A 15,928-nucleotide genomic window follows, 5' to 3' on the forward strand; every position below is an offset into this window, starting at 1 on the left:
AGCATGTGACTGGTTGTGACTTTGCGGGAGCCCTACTGCTGCTGGCCTGCCGCTCCCTTGGCCGCCCGGAAGCCGGCCTCAAGGTCGGCGAGGATGTCATCGATGTGTTCGATGCCCACGGACAGGCGGACGAGTCCCGGGACCCCGGTGATGGCCTGCTGCTCCGGCGAAAGCTGGCTGTGCGTAGTTGATGCCGGGTGGATCACCAGTGAACGGACGTCCCCGATGTTGGCCACATGGGAGTGCAGCTCCAGGGCATCCACGAAGCGCTTCCCGGCCTCTGCGCCACCGGCCAGGTTGAAACCGACCGCCGCACCCGTGCCCTTGGGGCCGTATTTGCGGCCGCGCTCGTACCAAGGGCTGGAGGCCGCGTAGGCGACGGATTCGACGTCGTCCCTTGCCTCAAGCCACTCTGCGACGTCGACGGCGTTGGCCACGTGCCTCGGGACACACCCTCGATGTCCAGCACGTCCTCGCGGGAGCTGGAGACCACTTCGGCGAAGAAGAGCTTGGTATTGGGCTGGACGGCATCGCGCCAATGGTCCAGGTTGTCCGGGTCTGCCACAAACGTGACGGAGATGCCGAACTTCTTGAGGGTGTGCGCCAGGAGGTTATACGTCCCGCCGTACAGGCTGGGGCTGGCCACGACGTGGTCACCGGCCTCGGCAATGTTCAGGATGGCAAACATTTCAGCGGCCTGTCCCGAGCTCGGCAGCAGTGCCGTGAGTCCGCCCTCCAGACTGGCAATCCTCTGTTCCACGGCATCCTGCGTTGGGTTGCCGATGCGGGTGTAGGTCGGGGCGAGCTCCGCGAGGGCAAACCGGTTGGCGGCGCTGCTCGGTTGCGTTCAGTGTAAGAAGCCTTCCCTGACGGGAACAGAATTGTGACGAACGTGGTCAGCCGGCCGCTTTGAGTCCCGTTCCCGGCGGAATGTCCACTCGTGACGCAACAGGAATCCGGTAAGGCTACCCTTAGCTGAGAGCCGGATCACAAAGTGCCAAGATGATGGCATGCGCATGGATCACGTCTCTTACGCCTGTGAACAAGATGGCCTCGTTGCCACCACCGAACGTATTTCGTCCGCCCTCGGCGTTGAAGCCGTGAAGGGTGGAGTGCACCCCCGGTTTGGAACCCGGAACATGATCATTCCCCTCGCCGGCCACAAATACCTGGAAGTCGTGGAGGTCCTGAACCACCCAGCCTCGGACAAGGCTCCCTTCGGGCAGGCTGTCCGGGCGCGGTCCGAAGCCGGCGGCGGCTGGATGGGCTGGTGCGTCGAAGTGGACGACCTCGCTCCGTTTGAAGACCGCCTGGGCCGTGCTGCCGTCAACGGCAACCGCAAGTTCCCGGATGGCCGCGAGCTGGTCTGGAAGCAGATCGGCATCCTGGGCCTGATCGCGGACCCGCAGGTCCCGTACATGCTCAAGTGGGAGGGCGACCCCGCCCTGCACCCGTCCAACGCCTATGAGAGCAACGTCAAGATGAGCTGCCTGACCATAGCCGGTTCCGCCGAACGCGTGACGGAATGGCTGGGCGAACCCGTCGAGAAGCCCCTGGAGGATGTGGCCGTTGACTGGGTGGCTCCGCATGGAACCCCGGGCATCCTGTCCGTGACCTTCGAAACCGCTACCGGAGCAGTCACCATCTGATTGCACGTTCAATAGCTTCGGCCGCCATCAGCGGGTGCCAATGATGCCACCCACCGATGGCGGCCGAATCCTTTTAACCGGACCTGAGTAAGTACACCTGTGCCGCACGGGAACCACGACTGTCCTACCCCAGGCCCACAGCCCGGCCGAAGAGGCTGAAGCCGACGAAGGCGACGATGTCCAGCAGCGCATGCGCGATGACCAGCGGCATAACCCGCTTGGTCTTCGTGTAGAGCCAGGCGAACACCACACCCATCACTGCGTTGCCGATGAACGGCCCGAACCCCTGGTACAGGTGGTAGCTGCCGCGGAGCATCGAGCTGGTGAAGATGGCCAGGGGCATGCTCCAGCCGAACTTGCCGAAGCGGTCCAGGAGATAGCCCACCACGATGACCTCCTCCACCACGGCGTGCCGCAGCGCGGACAGGATCAGGACCGGAACGGTCCACCAGTAGGAATCGAGTGCACTGGGGATGATGGCGGTGGTGATCCCCAGGGCACGTCCCGCGGCGTAAAGGCCCAACGAAGGGACCCCGATCAACGCCGCGAGGCCGAGTCCCTGCAGCAGGTCGCGGCCCGGCCTTGCGAAGTTGAACCCCAGCTTCCGGAAGGCGGACCCGCCGTGGGCGCTCACGCCGGCACCGGATTGCCGCTGGTCAGTGAGGAAGTAGATGACCAGCAGCACTGGCACCAGGGCGAAAATGATGTCCAGCAGCTGATAGGTGAGGTCGAAGTATTCGCGCGGGCTCTGCGACCGGTTCAGCGTGGATGTGCCTTCGGCCAGCGGGGCCCGGGTCATCTTCTCCAGCAGCTGCACCACCGAGTAGACGGCGGACTGCCCCAGGGAAAGACCCAGCACAATCCAGACTTCAATCCGCAGCCGACGGCGGGAGGGAACCAACATGGTTCCATCTTGCCTGTAGTTTCTGGTTCTTCGCTGATTCCTGACGGCCCGGCACTTTGAGGGGCCCTGTGCCGGCGGCGGCACCTATGCTTGGGGCTTATGAGCGCGCCAGGGAAAATCTTCATGATCCGGCACGGCCAATCCGCGGCCAATGTCGATACGTCCATCTACAACAGGGTCCCGGACTACCGGATTCCACTGACTCCCCAGGGCCTGGCGCAGGCCACGGCGGCCGGGGAACGGATCCGCCGCGAGTTGGACGGTCGCCAAGTCTGCGTTTATGTATCGCCGTACCTTCGGGCGCACCAGACGCTGGAGGCGCTCAACCTTGGCAATCTCACGGAACGGGTGATCGAAGAGCCACGCCTCCGCGAGCAGGACTGGGCCAATTTTCAGATCACCGGCGACATCGAGGACCAGAAGGAACTCCGTAACGCCTACGGCCATTTCTTCTACCGGTTCCGGGAGGGCGAATCCGGCTCCGACGTCTACGACCGGATCTCATCCTTTATGGAGACGCTGTACCGCCACTGGTCGAAACCTGGCTACGCCCCCAACACCTTGCTGGTAACGCACGGGCTGACCATGCGTCTGTTCTGCATGCGCTGGTTCCACTGGTCGGTGGAGTATTTCGAATCCCTCAACAACCCGGACAATGCCGCCGTGCGGACCCTTCTGCGCACCGACCTGGGCAAGTACGAACTCGATGTTCCGTTCAGCCAATGGGTGGACCGCCGCGTGGACGAGACCGTCCTGGACGCGCCGCCGGTGATCTTTTAGGGGTTGTTGCTGGTCGCTTAGTGCGGGGCCACGATCACTTCGGTGCCATTGGCTTCGAACGCTGCCTTGTCCTCGGCGGAGATACCGGAGTCGGTGATCAGGCGGTTGAATGCGTAGCCGTCCATGGTGGCGAAGGCTCTGACGCCGACCTTGGAGGAATCGGCCAGCACATAGGAGATCCGGGCCCGGCTGGCCAGCAGGGCATTCACTGACGCTTCGCCCTCCCCCGTGTTGGTGGGACCTACCTCGGGGTCGATGCCGTTCACGCCGATGAAGGCGATGTCCATGACCACCTTCTGCATGATGATGTCGGTGTATGGGCCCACCAGTTCGTACGAGCGGGGGTTCAGGATGCCGCCGGTCACCATAACTTTGATGTTGGGGCGGACAGCCAACTGTGCAGCGATGTTGATGGCGTTGGTGACCACCGTCAGTGTGGACTGGTTGGCGGGAGCGTTGAGGTCCTCGCGCGTGGCCAGAATCTGCGCCAAGGCCGTGCTGGTGGTGCCGCCGCAGAGACCGATCACCGCGCCGGGTGAAATCAGCGCCGAGGCGGCCTGAGCGATCTGTTCCTTGGCTTCGGCGTGGTCGTCGCGGTTGTACCGCCCGGGGAGGTCGTAGGCCAGGGCGCCGGTGGTGGCCCCGCCCCGGGTCCGGGTCAGCAGCCGCCGCTTGGCCAGACTGTCCAGGTCCCGCCGCGCCGTGGCCGGCGAGACCGCAAGCTGCGAGACAATCTCCTCCACCTCCACCTGGCCGGTCTTGGCGAGAATGTCCAGGATGGCCGTCAGGCGGTCAGTGCGGGTCATGGGGGCCTCTCAGCGTCAAACAGTCACCAAAATATGACGTTATCTGATCATATCAGGCACAAATGATCACCTCGCAATCACCAAGTGCGGCCCTGGTTAGCGTGCCCGCGCACCGGCCCGCCACACAGCGTACGTGAGCGGCATGCCCGGGCGGTAAGCGAGATGCGCTGCTGAGGGGGCGTTGAGCATGTGCAGGTCCGCGCGGTGCCCGACGGCGAGCGAACCCACCGCCCGTACGCCATCGGCGTCGTGCCCTGCCTCCCGGTGCAGCGCCAGCGCGCCTCCATACGTTGCGGCGCGCACCGCTTCATGGACGCTGAGCCGCATCTGCAGCACCGCCGTAGCCACGTTGAACGCCATGGAACTGGTGTACGAGGTACCCGGGTTGCAATTGGAGGCCAGCGCCACCTGGACCCCCGCATCCAACAGTTCACGACCAGGTGCCAGCGGCTGCCGGGTGGAGAGATCGCACGCGGGGAGGCAGGTTGCCACGGTGCCACGGACCCCAGTGCCGGTGTCCGGGTTCCAGCCGGACCAGCTTTCCGCGAGCGCCGCCACGTCACGCCCGGACAGGTAGTTCACGTGGTCCACGCTGGCTGCCCCGAGTTCCACCGCCAGCTGCACGCCGGGACCCTCGCCGAGCTGGTTGCCGTGGACGCGGATCCCCAGTCCGGCGGCCCGGCACGCCTCCAGCACACGGCGGGACTGCTCGGCGTCGAAGGCGCCTTCCTCGCAGAACACGTCCGCCCACCGGACGTAAGGCCGGACGGCGTCAAGCATGGGCCCGCAGACGAGATCGGTGTAGGCCTCCGCATCGGTGCCTGCGGGGACAAGGTGGGCGCCCAGGTAGGTGACTTCGTCTGCAACAGTGGAGGCGATCCGGGCGCTCCGGGCCTCGTGCTCCATGTCCAGCCCGTACCCGGTCTTGGTTTCGAGGTAGGTGGTGCCCTGCGATACGGCCTCGGATACGCGCGCCATCGCCAGCCGGGTGAGGTCGAAATCGGACGCGCGCCGGGTGGCGTCCATGGTTACGGCGATGCCCCCGGCCGAATACGACTCCCCTGCCATCCGCGCCTCGAACTCCGCAGTGCGGTCGCCGGCGAAGACCAGGTGCGTGTGCGAATCCACCCAGCCCGGCAACACTGCCCGGCCGCCGGCGTCCACGGTGTCGTCGGCCGCCGGCGCATCCGCGGCGGAACCGAGCCAGGCGATCCGTTCGCCCTCGATCATCACGGCGGCATTCTTAAGGACGCGGTGTTCCAGGTCCTGGGTCATCAGCTCGGCGATGTTGGTGATCAGGGTGCTCATGGGTTCCATTGTTCAGCGCCGGACGGACCAGCGCGTGGCGGCCAGCGCCTCCGCTGTCCGGGATGCCGGATGGTGGGCCGCACCGGCACTGTGCCCGGCGCCCTGTCCGGCCAGGATCTGCGCGGCGGCGAGCTCAGCCATGGCCGATGACGTCTGGAAACCGTAACCGCCCTGACCGGCCAGCCAGTAGAACCCGGGTGCTTCGGCATCGAAACCGGCTACCGGGACGCCGTCGGCTGCCTCGGTCCGGAGCCCCGTCCACGCGCTCCGAACTCCGCGGATTCCCAACGTGGTCAGCTCGTTCAGCTTCACGATCAGCCGCTCGACATCGCCGGGCCGCGGCCTGGCGTCCTCGGGTCCGCTGGGCACCGTTTCCGACGGCGAGATCAGCACGTCGGTGCCCTCCCGGCGGAAATAGAACGTGTGGTCCGCTGCCGCCACCATGGGGCTGTGCCCTGGCAGTGGATGTTCGACGTCGACAATCGCCGCAGTGCGCCGGTACGGCTGCAGCCCGAGCTTCTCCACGCCGCTGATCACGGCGATTTCATCGGCCCAGGCGCCGGCCGCGTTGACCAGCACACCGGCTTCGAAGGCTTCCTGCCCGGCGCCGACCTCCCAGCCCGAGCCCAGCCGCTGGGCGGAATGTACGCGGGCGCCGGTGATGATGTCGGCGCCGGCGGCCTCAGCCCGCAGGCGGTGGTCGGCCAGCAGCAGCGGGGCGTTGCAGCCGAAGGATCCGGTGTCCAGGCCTGCGGCGGAGAAAGCTCCGGGGACCAGCGCCGGGCACAGCTCCAGTGCCCGGTCATGCGTGATGGCACTCATGTGGCCGCTGGCCTCGGCGCGGACGGATTCCTCGGTGCCGATGAGCATAAAACTCCGCGGCGTCAAGACAGGTTCGGGCAGTTGCGCGTCGCGGGCCGCCATCAGCTCCAGGGTCCGGACTGTGAGTTCCTGGACCACTTCAGGGCCGTAACTCGGAATAAGCTGACGGGCGGAGCGGGAGGACGTGTGGTACGCCAGCTCCTGCTCCGCCTCCACCAGCGCCACGCTGCAGCTGCCCGCGAGCGCGGACGCCAGGGACAGGCCGGCGATGCCGCCGCCCACAATCAGGACGTCGTAGTGTGCTGTCATGGCTCCATCCTTGCAGAGTTGCCCTGCGGCCGCGCCGGGCACCCTCGGGACGTTTAGCCCGGCTGGGTTAACCCGCTACTGCGGCACGGCTGGCGACGAAGGCAGCCACGCACGCTTCGACGTCGTCCGCTGAGTGCGATGCCGAAAGCTGGACGCGGATCCGGGCGGCGCCACGCGGGACCACCGGGAAACTGAACGCGGTGACAAAGACGCCGTGCCGGAGCATCTGGTCCGCCACATTTGCAGCCATCACTGCATCCCCGAACATCACGGGAACAATCGCGTGTTCGCCGTCCAGGAGTTCGAAACCCTCCTCGGTCATCCGGCGCCGGAATAGCCGGGCATTCTCGAACAGCCGGGTCCGCAGGTCTCCGGAATTCTCCACCAGGTCAAGGGCCTTGATGGTGGCGGCGACGATCGCGGGGGCCAGGGAGTTGGAGAACAGGTACGGGCGCGCTTTCTGGCGGAGCATGGCCACCACTTCACTGCGGCCGGACACATAGCCGCCGGAGGCGCCGCCCAGGGCCTTGCCGAACGTTCCGGTGTAGATGTCCACGCGCTGGGACACGCCTGCGTGCTCTGGGGTTCCGGCACCGGTGGCACCCATAAAGCCGACGGCGTGGGAATCGTCCACCATCACCAGGGCGTCGTGCTTCTCGGCGAGGTCGCAGATAGCCTCCAACGGCGCCAGGTAGCCGTCCATGGAGAACACGCCGTCCGTGACGATGATCTTGCGCCGCGCATCCTTCGCTTCAACGAGCTTGGTCTCGAGGTCCGCCATGTCCTGGTTGGCATAGCGGAACCGCTGGGCCTTGCAGAGCCGGATGCCGTCGATGATGGAGGCGTGGTTGAGGGCATCGGAGATGATGGCGTCCTCGGGGCCGAAGAGGGATTCGAAAACGCCGCCGTTGGCATCAAAGCAGCTGGAGAACAGGATGGTGTCCTCCGTGCCGAGGAACCTGGAGACCCTGGCTTCCAGTTCCAGGTGCAGGTCCTGGGTGCCGCAGATGAAGCGGACGCTGGCCATGCCGAAGCCCCGTGAGTCCATGGCTGACTTCGCGGCGGCGATGATGTCCGGGTGGTCCGCGAGGCCAAGGTAGTTGTTGGCGCAGAAGTTCAGGACGTTGGCGCCGGGCTGGCCGATCTGCCCTGCCGTGACGTGGCTGGACTGCGGGGAGTTGATGCTGCGTTCGGTTTTGAAGAGCCCGGCGGTGCGGATGTCGTCCAGCTCAGCCTGCAGCTGGTCCTTGATCGAGGTGTACATGATGCTCCTTAGAGTTCGGTCCAGTCGAGGACAACTTTTCCGCCGACGCCGGCGCGGGCGGTCTGGAAGCCTTTTTCCCACTCTGCGGCGGGAAGCTTGTCCGTCACCACCGCTGAGATGCCGGCGTGCAGCACGGGGTTGGAGGAGAGCATGGCGCTCATGGCGTACCAGGTCTCATACATTTCCCGGCCGTAGATGCCCTTCAGGGTCAGCATGTGCGTGACCACTTTGCCCCAGTCGATGGTGATGTCCTGGCTGGGCAGGCCGAGCATGGCAATGCGGCCGCCGTGGTTCATGTTCTCGATCATCTCAGGCAGGGCCGTGGGGTGGCCGGACATTTCCATCCCGATGTCGAAGCCCTCCCGCATGCCGAGTTCACGCTGCGCATCCTTGACGCGCGTGGTGGAGACGTCGATGGCGAGGTCCACGCCGAGCTGGCATGCCAGCTCGAGCCGTGGCTTGGAGACATCGGTGATGGCGATCTTGCGTGCCCCGGCGTGGCGGGCCACCGCGATGGCCATCAGCCCGATGGGACCGGCCCCGGTGATCAGCACGTCCTCGCCCACCAGCGGAAAACTGAGGGCCGTGTGCACGGCGTTGCCGAACGGATCGAAAATCGCGCCGAGTTCCGGGGTGATGGATGGATCGTGGTGGACCCAGACGTTGGTCTCCGGGATGACCACGTACTCGGCGAAGGCGCCGTCCCGCTGCACTCCGACGCTGACGGTGTTGATGCACATCTGGCGGCGGCCTGCGCGGCAGTTCCGGCAGATCCCGCAGACCACGTGGCCCTCGCCGGACACCCGGTCCCCCACTTTGACGTCGCGGACGCCGGCGCCGATTTCCACTACTTCACCGTAAAACTCATGGCCGGCGATGAGTGGTGCCTCGATCATGCTCTGCGCCCAGGCGTCCCAGGACTGGATGTGCAGATCCGTGCCGCAGATCCCGGTGGTCATGACCCGGATCTTGACGTCGCTGGGGCCAGCCTCGGGCTCGGGCCGGTCAACCAGCTCGAACCCGGCGTGTGCACCGGACTTGTAGAGTGCCTTCATTGGCTTCCTGACTGTTGGCAGCGACCCGCGGCCTGCGGGTGTGGTCTCCCTTCATTAGAGCGATTTCGAAGCATTAGCACAAGCAGTATTCACTCAATCGACGATGAAGTGATCGCTAATGCATAGACTGGACGGATGGAAATTCATCAGCTGGAAATCCTCCGCGAACTGGGGGCCCTGGGCAGCGTGAAGGCGGTGGCGGAGACGCTGATGGTCACGCCCTCAGCAGTGTCCCAGCAACTGGCACTGCTGCAGCGTAACGTTGACGTTCCGCTAACCCGGAAAGAGGGCCGCAACCTGGTGCTGACCGAGGCCGGCCAGGTGCTCGCCGACGCAGGAGCCGCCGTCGTCAGTGCCATGGCGGACGCCCGGACGGCGATCGGCGCCTACCACGGCTCGCCCGTTGGCCCCGTGACCATCAGCGGCTTCCACAGCGCGGGGCAGGCACTGTTCGCGCCGCTTGCGCGCCTGCTGGACGCGCCCGGCCAGCCGCGGATCCAGCTTTCCGACGAGGATGTGGCGCAGCAGGACTTCCCGGCGCTGACGGCGCGGTACGACCTGGTGCTGGCGCACCGGATGGACCATAGCCCGCGCTGGCCGGAGGAGCGTGTGGCGGTCATTCCGCTGGCGCATGAACCGCTGGATGTTGCCTTGCCCGCCGGACATCCCCTGGCGGACCGGGACACGGTCACCGCCGCCGACGTAGTGGGCGAACCGTGGGTGACCAGCCACACCGGCTACTCCCCCGCGGACGTGCTCTCCGCCGTCGCGGCCGTCTCCAGCAAGGAACTGAACATCGTCCACCGGATCAACGACTACTCCACCGTGGCCGCGCTGGTCGCGGCGGGCGGGGTGGTGGGCCTGCTGCCGCGGCATACGGCGCGGCCCGTGCTCAACCCGGGCATTGTGCTGCGGCCCCTCGAGGGCATCAGCACCCGGCGGCGGATCGACATCCTGGCCCGCCCGGAGAACCTGAAGCGCCGCTCGGTGATGATTGTGTGCGAGGCACTGCAAGCGATCATGACCGGGCTGGTGGAACAGGGCTAGGTGGGGCTACTTGGGGGAAAACCCCTTGGCGTGGCCCTTGCCCAGCCCGTGGCAGTGTCCCTTCCCCAGGCCCTTCCCGAGGCCAAGGCCCGGACCCGGGCCGGCGCCTTCCACGATCTGCCGGGCGGTGGCGTTGTTGCCGCTCTTTACGCCAGAGACCCTAACGGCCTCGCCCGTGGCGATTTCCGCGATGGCGACCTCTGACCGCTTCAGCCGTTTGCCGTCGTCGCCCGCTGCCGGCGAACCGTCCGCGGCCGGGGCAGGGAACTTAATGATCCTGGTCTCCGCGTTGACGGCGTAGGTCTGGGTGAAGCCGTCCTCACTCTTGACGGTGACCGAGGTTTCGCTGACGGCGTCCACGGTGCCCTGCTGGGTCAGCACGGTTTCGAACGTCCCGTCCGCCTTCTTCACCACGCTTTCACTGTGCAGGTGCTGCGGGCGCTGGGCCTTGGCCGGTTTCTCCTGGCCCGTGGCCTTGTCCGACTTCCCCGGCGCGGAGGCGGACGGCGACGGGGACGGCGTGTCTGTGGCGGACCAGGCGATGGCGACACCCGTGCCCGTCAGCGCCAGCGCCACAACCCAGGCCAGCAGGACTTTGCGGAATCTCAACGGTTCTTGGACCGACATGGCCATTCCTCCCACGGCACCGGCAGGGCTCCGGCGCCCTGGATCTTCAGTCTAGATCCGGCAAGCCCCGCTGAACACGCGTAGTTTGCGGCGGGAAGTGAGTACTTAAAGCCAAACTGGGTCGCAGTACGTGTCGTTATGAGCGCTTATAACAACATTAACTGCAACCCAGTTGGGTTAAAACAGGTGGCTTAGCCTGCGACTCAGCCCTCGACGCCGAGCTTCGCCAGGATAAGCTCGCGGACGCGGCCGGCGTCGGCCTGCCCGCGGGTGGCCTTCATAACGCCGCCGACGATCGCGCCAATCGCCTGGACCTTGCCGCCGCGGATCTTGTCCGCGACGTCGGGCTGTGCATCGAGTGCGGCGTCGATGGCTTCCATGAGAGGGCCGTCGTCAGACACCACGGCGAGGCCGCGCTTCTCCACGATCTCCGCCGGGGTGCCTTCGCCGGCGAGCACGCCGTCCAGGACCTCGGTGGCCATCTTGTTGTTGATCTTGCCGTCCTCCACCAGCTGGTTCAGCTCCACGATAGTGGCGGGCTGGACGCCCAGCTGGCCGGGATCGACGTCGGCGTTCTTGGCACGGCCAACGATCTCGCCCATCCACCACTTACGGGCGACAGAGGCAGAGGCACCTGCGGCGATAGTCTCTTCGATCTCATCCATAACGCCGGCGTTGACGACGTCGCGGAATTCCAGGTCCGAGTAGCCCCAGTCAGCCTGCAGCCGCTTGCGGCGGGCCGCCGGCGGCTCGGGCAGCGTGGCGCGGAGCTCCTCCACCCATTCGCGCGACGCAACGATCGGAACCAGATCCGGCTCCGGGAAGTAGCGGTAGTCATCGGCGTCCGACTTGGGACGGCCCGAGGTGGTGGTGCGCGTGTCCTCGTGCCAGTGGCGCGTTTCCTGGATGACCGGGTTGCCGGCGTCCAGGACGGCTGCGTGCCGCTGGATCTCGTAGCGGACGGCGTGTTCAACGGCGCGCAGCGAGTTGACGTTCTTCGTTTCGGAACGGATGCCGAAGCGTTCGCGGCCGTGCGGGCGCAGCGACACGTTCGCGTCGCAGCGCACGTTGCCGCGTTCCATCTTCGCGTCCGAGACACCAAGGTTCTTGACGATCTCCCGGACGGCGGCCACGTAGGCCTTGGCCAGCTCCGGGGCGCGGGAACCTGCACCCTCGATGGGCTTGGTGACAATCTCCACCAGCGGAACGCCGGAGCGGTTGTAGTCCACCAGCGAGAAGTCGGCACCCTGGATGCGGCCTGACGCCCCGCCCATGTGGGTCAGCTTGCCGGCGTCCTCTTCCATGTGGGCGCGCTCGATCTCCACGCGGAAGATGGTCCCGTCCGAGAGCTCGATGTCCAGATAGCCGTCGTAGGCGATCGGGTCCTCGTACTGTGACGTCTGGAAGTTTTTGGGAGTGTCCGGATAGAAGTACTGCTTCCGGGCGAACGTGCAGGATTCGGCGATCTTGCAGTTCAGGGCAAGACCGATCTTGATCGAGGACTCGATCGCGATCCTGTTGACCACGGGCAGCACGCCGGGCATGCCCAGGTCCACCTCGTTGACGTTGGTGTTCGGCTCGTCGCCGAAGACGTTCGGTGCCGAGGAGAACATCTTGGTTTTGGTGTTGAGTTCCACATGGACCTCGAATCCCAGGACGGGATCGTACTTCTCCATGGCCTCTTCGAAGCTCAGGGTTGCGTCAGTGCTCATTATTTTGCCTCCTTGGCTTCAACAAGGGTCTCGACCAACGACGGCGCACGGTCCAGGAGCGGGCCGCCCCACTGTGCCTCAAGCAGGGATTCCAGGACAGCACCTACCCGGTAGAGCCGGGCATCCTCGCGGGCCGGAGCCAGCAGCTGGATGCCGACGGGAAGGCCGTCTTCGTCAGCCAGGCCACCGGGCAGGGTCAGCCCGGGCACTCCTGCCAGGTTTGCGGGGATGGTGGCAACGTCGTTGAGGTACATCGCCAGCGGATCATTCAGTTTCTCCCCGAGCTTGAACGCCGTGGTGGGCGCCGTGGGAGAGATCAGGACGTCGGCCTGCGCGAACGCGGCCTCGAAGTCACGCTGGACCAGGGTGCGCACCTTCTGGGCCGAACCGTAGTAGGCGTCGTAGTAGCCGGCGCTCAGGGCGTAGGTACCCAGGATGATGCGGCGCTTGACCTCGTCGCCGAAGCCGGCGGCGCGGGTGGCACCCATGACGCGTTCGATCGTCATAGGTCCGTCCTCGGGGAGGACCCGCAGGCCGTACCGGACGCCGTCGAACTTTGCCAGGTTGGAGGAGGCCTCCGACGGCATGATCAGATAGTAGGCACCGAGGGCGTACTGGAAGTTGGGGCAGGACACCTCAACGATTTCCGCACCGGCCTGCTTGAGGAGCTCCAGGGATTCGTTGAAGCGGTTCTCGACGCCGGCCTGGTACCCCTCGCCGTGGAGTTCCTTGATGATGCCGATCCGCATGCCGTCGACGTTGCCCACGCGGGCAGCGGCGACGAGGTCTTCCAGGGGGTCGGGCAGGGACGTGGAGTCAAAGGGATCATGCCCGCCGATGACCTGGTGCAGCAGCGCCGAGTCCAGGACGGTTCGGGAAACCGGGCCGATCTGGTCCAGCGAGGAAGCCATGGCGATGGCACCGTAACGGGAAACACCGCCGTAGGTGGGCTTGACTCCCACAGTGCCGGTGACGGCGCCGGGCTGGCGGATGGATCCGCCGGTGTCCGTGCCGAGGGCCAGCGGGGCCTCGAAAGCAGCAACGGCCGCAGCCGAACCGCCGCCGGAACCGCCGGGGATCCGGTCCAGGTCCCACGGGTTGCGGGTGGGGCCGTACGCGGAGTGCTCGGTGGAGGAACCCATGGCGAATTCGTCCAGGTTGGTCTTGCCCAGGATAGGCATTTTGGCGGCACGGAGGCGCTTGACCACCGTGGCGTCGTAGGGGCTGTGCCAGCCCTCGAGGATCTTGGAGCCTGCCGTCGTGGGCTGGCCGATGGTGACGATGAGGTCCTTGACCGCGATCGGCACGCCCGCGAGTTCGTGCAGTTCCTCGGCCGCGGCACCGCCGGCGGCACGGATGGCGTCCACCTCGGCGGCCACCGCGAGCGCTTCCTCGGTGTTGACGTGCAGGAACGCGTTCACGCCGCGTTCGCCGCCGTCGACAGCGGCGATCCGGTCCAGGTAAGCCTGCGTGACCTCGACGGAGGTGACCTCGCCGGCGGCCAGCATGCCGGCCAGCTGCGCGGCGGACAGGCGGATGAGTTCGTTGGTGTCAGTCATGGTTATGCCTCATCCAGGATTGCCGGGACCTTGAAACGGTTCTCATCGGAATCCGGAGCTCCCGAGAGTGCCTGCTCCGCGGTGAAGGTGTGGCCCACAACATCCTCGCGGAACACATTGGTCAGCGGGATCGGATGGGAGGTTGCCGGGACGTCGTCACCGGCGGCTTCACTCACGGACTTCACTGAATCAACGATGACGGCGAGTTCGCCGGCCATCCTGTCCAGCTCTTCAGCACTCATCTCGATGTGAGCGAGCTGCGCGAGATGCGCAACGTCGTCACGGTTGATCGCAGCCATGGATCTCCCCTGCAAGTTCGGATTGTTTTCCGAACCAGTCTAGTGGGGAAACGTCAGTGCCCGTCTGACAACCCCCAGCGGGTGTCAGACGGGCACGTCAGTGCCGCGGTCCCGGCCACGAGGGCCAGCCACAAGCAGCTCAAGACTAACCGATACCGATGGCTCCAGTCAGCATTCCCACACCAAGCATTACGAGGGAAATTACCGCCGTGCGCCACAGGACCTTTTTGTGGTGGTCGCCGAGGTCCACCTTGGCCAGCGAGACCAGGAGCAGGATGGCCGGAACCAGCGGGCTCTGCAGGTGGAAGGGCTGACCGGTGATGGAGGCGCGTGCCATTTCGGCGGCGCTGATTCCGTAGTGCCCGGCGGTCTCGCTGAGGACGGGGAGTACACCGAAGTAGAAGGCGTCGTTGCTCATGAAGAACGTCATGGGGATGCTGAGCACGCCGGTGATGACGGCCATGAACGGCCCCATGTCGGAGGGGATGATCTGGACCAGCCACGCGGACATGGCCTCCACCATTCCGGTGCCCTTGAGGACACCGGTCAGCACGGCAGCAGCCATCACCATGCTCACCACGGCCACGATGGACGGGGCGTGGGCGATCAGCTGCGCGCCCTGCTCCTTGACCTTGGGGAAGTTCACCACCAGGGCAATGGCGGAACCGACCATGAACACGAACGGCAGGGGCACGAGGTCGGCCACGAGCATCACCATCACGGCAATGGTCAGGCCCAGGTTGAACCAGAGCAGCTTGGGGCGGAGCGTGGAGCGGTTGGGGTCCAGGGCGGTGTCGGCCAGCCCGCCGTCCTGGTCTTCCACCAGTGCTTCGGTGCGTTCCAGGACAGCTACTGACGAGCCTTCCGGGGAGTAGCCGCCGACGGCGGGACTTCCGGTTCCGGGGGTACGTGACCCCTTGCGGCCGGTACCGGCGGAGGAAGCGGCCGTGCCGCCGTCGGAAGTGCCGCCGTCGAACTTTTCAGCGGTATCGGGGAGGCCCCAGATTTCCGGTGCGGTGGCGCGGAGGCGGTTGCGTTCCTGAAGGCCCAGCAGCCAGGCGAAGCCGAAGACCACTACAAGGCCGGCGATGAGGGACGGGATCATGGGGACAAAAACGTCGTTGACGTCCAGGTGCAGCGCGGTGGCGGCGCGGGCAGTGGGGCCGCCCCACGGCAGGATGTTCATGGTGCCGTTGGCCAGGCCGGCCACGCAGGTGAGGACCACGGGGCTCATTTTCAGGCGAAGGTAGACCGGGAGCATGGCGGCGGTGGTGAGGATGAAGGTGGTGGAGCCGTCGCCGTCCAGGGAGACCGCGGCCGCCAGGATCGCGGTGCCGAGCACCACCTTGGCGGGGTCATTGCCGAGCTTGCGGAGGATGAACTTCACCAGCGGGTCAAACAGCCCGACGTCGATCATCAGGCCGAAGTAGATGATGGCGAACATCAGGAGGGCCGCCGTGGACGTCATGGACTTCATTGACTCCAGGACCATGTCCCCGATACCCAGTCCGGCACCTGCGAACAGGCCAAAAACGGTGGGGACGATGATCAGCGCCAGTACTGGCGTCAACTTCTTCGTCATGATCAGCACCATGAACACCGCGATCATTGCGAATCCAAGTAATACCAGCACGGCCGGCTCCTTCATGTGAACAACGCCACCGCAGTGTGACGCGTGCTACAGACATTAGGGTGGCGGACGTCACGGCAGTGCCTTTGGCTCAATTGATTGGCATACTGCTTATTCGGAGCATTTTGCGCGTTGTGCTCACACCCACGCCAGAAGA

General features: G+C 65.7%; 14 protein-coding genes and 1 pseudogene. 3 read left to right on the forward strand and 12 right to left on the reverse strand.

Annotated elements, in window-relative coordinates; all coding sequences use genetic code 11:
- Positions 1-32: 32 nt before the first annotated feature.
- Positions 33-835: pseudogene (locus tag ACQCSW_RS14740) on the reverse strand (PLP-dependent transferase); the annotation flags it as partial.
- 175 nt (positions 836-1,010) lie between these two features.
- On the opposite strand from ACQCSW_RS14740, the gene ACQCSW_RS14745 reads away from it, so the two are divergent.
- Positions 1,011-1,649, forward strand: a complete 639-nt coding sequence (locus ACQCSW_RS14745; protein WP_056348211.1) for a VOC family protein — start codon at positions 1,011-1,013, stop codon at positions 1,647-1,649.
- A 124-nt stretch (positions 1,650-1,773) separates the two neighbouring features.
- Here the strand turns inward: ACQCSW_RS14745 and ACQCSW_RS14750 are convergent, their stop codons facing one another.
- Positions 1,774-2,553: a CPBP family intramembrane glutamic endopeptidase gene (locus ACQCSW_RS14750; RefSeq protein WP_426987021.1), complete on the reverse strand. Its 780-nt coding sequence runs from the start codon at positions 2,551-2,553 to the stop codon at positions 1,774-1,776.
- A 123-nt stretch (positions 2,554-2,676) separates the two neighbouring features.
- On the opposite strand from ACQCSW_RS14750, the gene ACQCSW_RS14755 reads away from it, so the two are divergent.
- Positions 2,677-3,333, forward strand: a complete 657-nt coding sequence (locus tag ACQCSW_RS14755; protein ID WP_426987023.1) for a histidine phosphatase family protein — start codon at positions 2,677-2,679, stop codon at positions 3,331-3,333.
- A 17-nt stretch (positions 3,334-3,350) separates the two neighbouring features.
- Here the strand turns inward: ACQCSW_RS14755 and ACQCSW_RS14760 are convergent, their stop codons facing one another.
- From ACQCSW_RS14760 to tdh, 5 genes are all read right to left on the reverse strand, one after another.
- Positions 3,351-4,139, reverse strand: a complete 789-nt coding sequence (locus ACQCSW_RS14760; protein WP_111906378.1) for a DeoR/GlpR family DNA-binding transcription regulator — start codon at positions 4,137-4,139, stop codon at positions 3,351-3,353.
- A 96-nt stretch (positions 4,140-4,235) separates the two neighbouring features.
- A complete protein-coding gene (gene hutI, locus ACQCSW_RS14765; RefSeq protein WP_426987026.1) occupies positions 4,236-5,447 on the reverse strand; it encodes an imidazolonepropionase in 1,212 nt (403 codons plus the stop codon).
- 12 nt (positions 5,448-5,459) lie between these two features.
- Positions 5,460-6,578: an NAD(P)/FAD-dependent oxidoreductase gene (locus tag ACQCSW_RS14770; protein WP_426987028.1), complete on the reverse strand. Its 1,119-nt coding sequence runs from the start codon at positions 6,576-6,578 to the stop codon at positions 5,460-5,462.
- 67 nt (positions 6,579-6,645) lie between these two features.
- Entirely contained in the window at positions 6,646-7,842 is a 1,197-nt protein-coding gene (locus ACQCSW_RS14775; RefSeq protein ID WP_426987030.1) for a glycine C-acetyltransferase, read from the reverse strand.
- An 8-nt stretch (positions 7,843-7,850) separates the two neighbouring features.
- Positions 7,851-8,897 (reverse strand): L-threonine 3-dehydrogenase, encoded by a 1,047-nt coding sequence (gene tdh, locus ACQCSW_RS14780; RefSeq protein WP_426987032.1) that lies wholly within the window; start codon positions 8,895-8,897, stop codon positions 7,851-7,853.
- Positions 8,898-9,032: 135 nt separating this feature from the next.
- Between tdh and ACQCSW_RS14785 the strand changes: the two genes are divergently transcribed.
- A complete protein-coding gene (locus ACQCSW_RS14785) occupies positions 9,033-9,944 on the forward strand; it encodes a LysR family transcriptional regulator (RefSeq protein WP_426987034.1) in 912 nt (303 codons plus the stop codon).
- A gap of 6 nt (positions 9,945-9,950) precedes the next feature.
- Here ACQCSW_RS14785 and ACQCSW_RS14790 read toward each other — a convergent pair whose 3' ends face one another.
- The 5 genes from ACQCSW_RS14790 to ACQCSW_RS14810 form a co-directional block, all read right to left on the reverse strand.
- Positions 9,951-10,571, reverse strand: coding sequence for a hypothetical protein (locus ACQCSW_RS14790; RefSeq protein WP_426987036.1), 621 nt, complete (start codon positions 10,569-10,571; stop codon positions 9,951-9,953).
- Positions 10,572-10,774: 203 nt separating this feature from the next.
- Entirely contained in the window at positions 10,775-12,283 is a 1,509-nt protein-coding gene (gene gatB, locus ACQCSW_RS14795; protein WP_426987038.1) for an Asp-tRNA(Asn)/Glu-tRNA(Gln) amidotransferase subunit GatB, read from the reverse strand.
- Entirely contained in the window at positions 12,283-13,842 is a 1,560-nt protein-coding gene (gene gatA, locus ACQCSW_RS14800; protein ID WP_426987040.1) for an Asp-tRNA(Asn)/Glu-tRNA(Gln) amidotransferase subunit GatA, read from the reverse strand. Before gatA ends, gatB begins: the two co-directional genes overlap by 1 nt.
- A gap of 2 nt (positions 13,843-13,844) precedes the next feature.
- Positions 13,845-14,141 (reverse strand): Asp-tRNA(Asn)/Glu-tRNA(Gln) amidotransferase subunit GatC, encoded by a 297-nt coding sequence (gene gatC / locus ACQCSW_RS14805; RefSeq protein ID WP_056348187.1) that lies wholly within the window; start codon positions 14,139-14,141, stop codon positions 13,845-13,847.
- 145 nt (positions 14,142-14,286) lie between these two features.
- Positions 14,287-15,774: a CitMHS family transporter gene (locus ACQCSW_RS14810; protein ID WP_426987042.1), complete on the reverse strand. Its 1,488-nt coding sequence runs from the start codon at positions 15,772-15,774 to the stop codon at positions 14,287-14,289.
- Between the last annotated feature and the right edge of the window lie 154 nt (positions 15,775-15,928).

It is taken from the genome of Pseudarthrobacter sp. Y6, from assembly GCF_050156205.1.
GTDB lineage: Bacteria > Actinomycetota > Actinomycetes > Actinomycetales > Micrococcaceae > Arthrobacter.

Excerpts from the sequence above, each read along its gene's own strand:
- gatB (WP_426987038.1), bottom strand. The coding sequence starts at position 12,283 with ATGAGCACTGACGCAACCCTGAGCTTCGAAGAGGCCATGGAGAAGTAC.
- gatA (WP_426987040.1), bottom strand. The coding sequence starts at position 13,842 with ATGACTGACACCAACGAACTCATCCGCCTGTCCGCCGCGCAGCTGGCC.
- ACQCSW_RS14760 (WP_111906378.1), bottom strand. The coding sequence starts at position 4,139 with ATGACCCGCACTGACCGCCTGACGGCCATCCTGGACATTCTCGCCAAG.
- tdh (WP_426987032.1), bottom strand. The coding sequence starts at position 8,897 with ATGAAGGCACTCTACAAGTCCGGTGCACACGCCGGGTTCGAGCTGGTT.
- ACQCSW_RS14775 (WP_426987030.1), bottom strand. The coding sequence starts at position 7,842 with ATGTACACCTCGATCAAGGACCAGCTGCAGGCTGAGCTGGACGACATC.
- hutI (WP_426987026.1), bottom strand. The coding sequence starts at position 5,447 with ATGAGCACCCTGATCACCAACATCGCCGAGCTGATGACCCAGGACCTG.
- ACQCSW_RS14745 (WP_056348211.1), top strand. The coding sequence starts at position 1,011 with ATGCGCATGGATCACGTCTCTTACGCCTGTGAACAAGATGGCCTCGTT.
- ACQCSW_RS14770 (WP_426987028.1), bottom strand. The coding sequence starts at position 6,578 with ATGACAGCACACTACGACGTCCTGATTGTGGGCGGCGGCATCGCCGGC.
- ACQCSW_RS14750 (WP_426987021.1), bottom strand. The coding sequence starts at position 2,553 with ATGTTGGTTCCCTCCCGCCGTCGGCTGCGGATTGAAGTCTGGATTGTG.
- ACQCSW_RS14755 (WP_426987023.1), top strand. The coding sequence starts at position 2,677 with ATGATCCGGCACGGCCAATCCGCGGCCAATGTCGATACGTCCATCTAC.
- ACQCSW_RS14785 (WP_426987034.1), top strand. The coding sequence starts at position 9,033 with ATGGAAATTCATCAGCTGGAAATCCTCCGCGAACTGGGGGCCCTGGGC.
- gatC (WP_056348187.1), bottom strand. The coding sequence starts at position 14,141 with ATGGCTGCGATCAACCGTGACGACGTTGCGCATCTCGCGCAGCTCGCT.
- ACQCSW_RS14790 (WP_426987036.1), bottom strand. The coding sequence starts at position 10,571 with ATGTCGGTCCAAGAACCGTTGAGATTCCGCAAAGTCCTGCTGGCCTGG.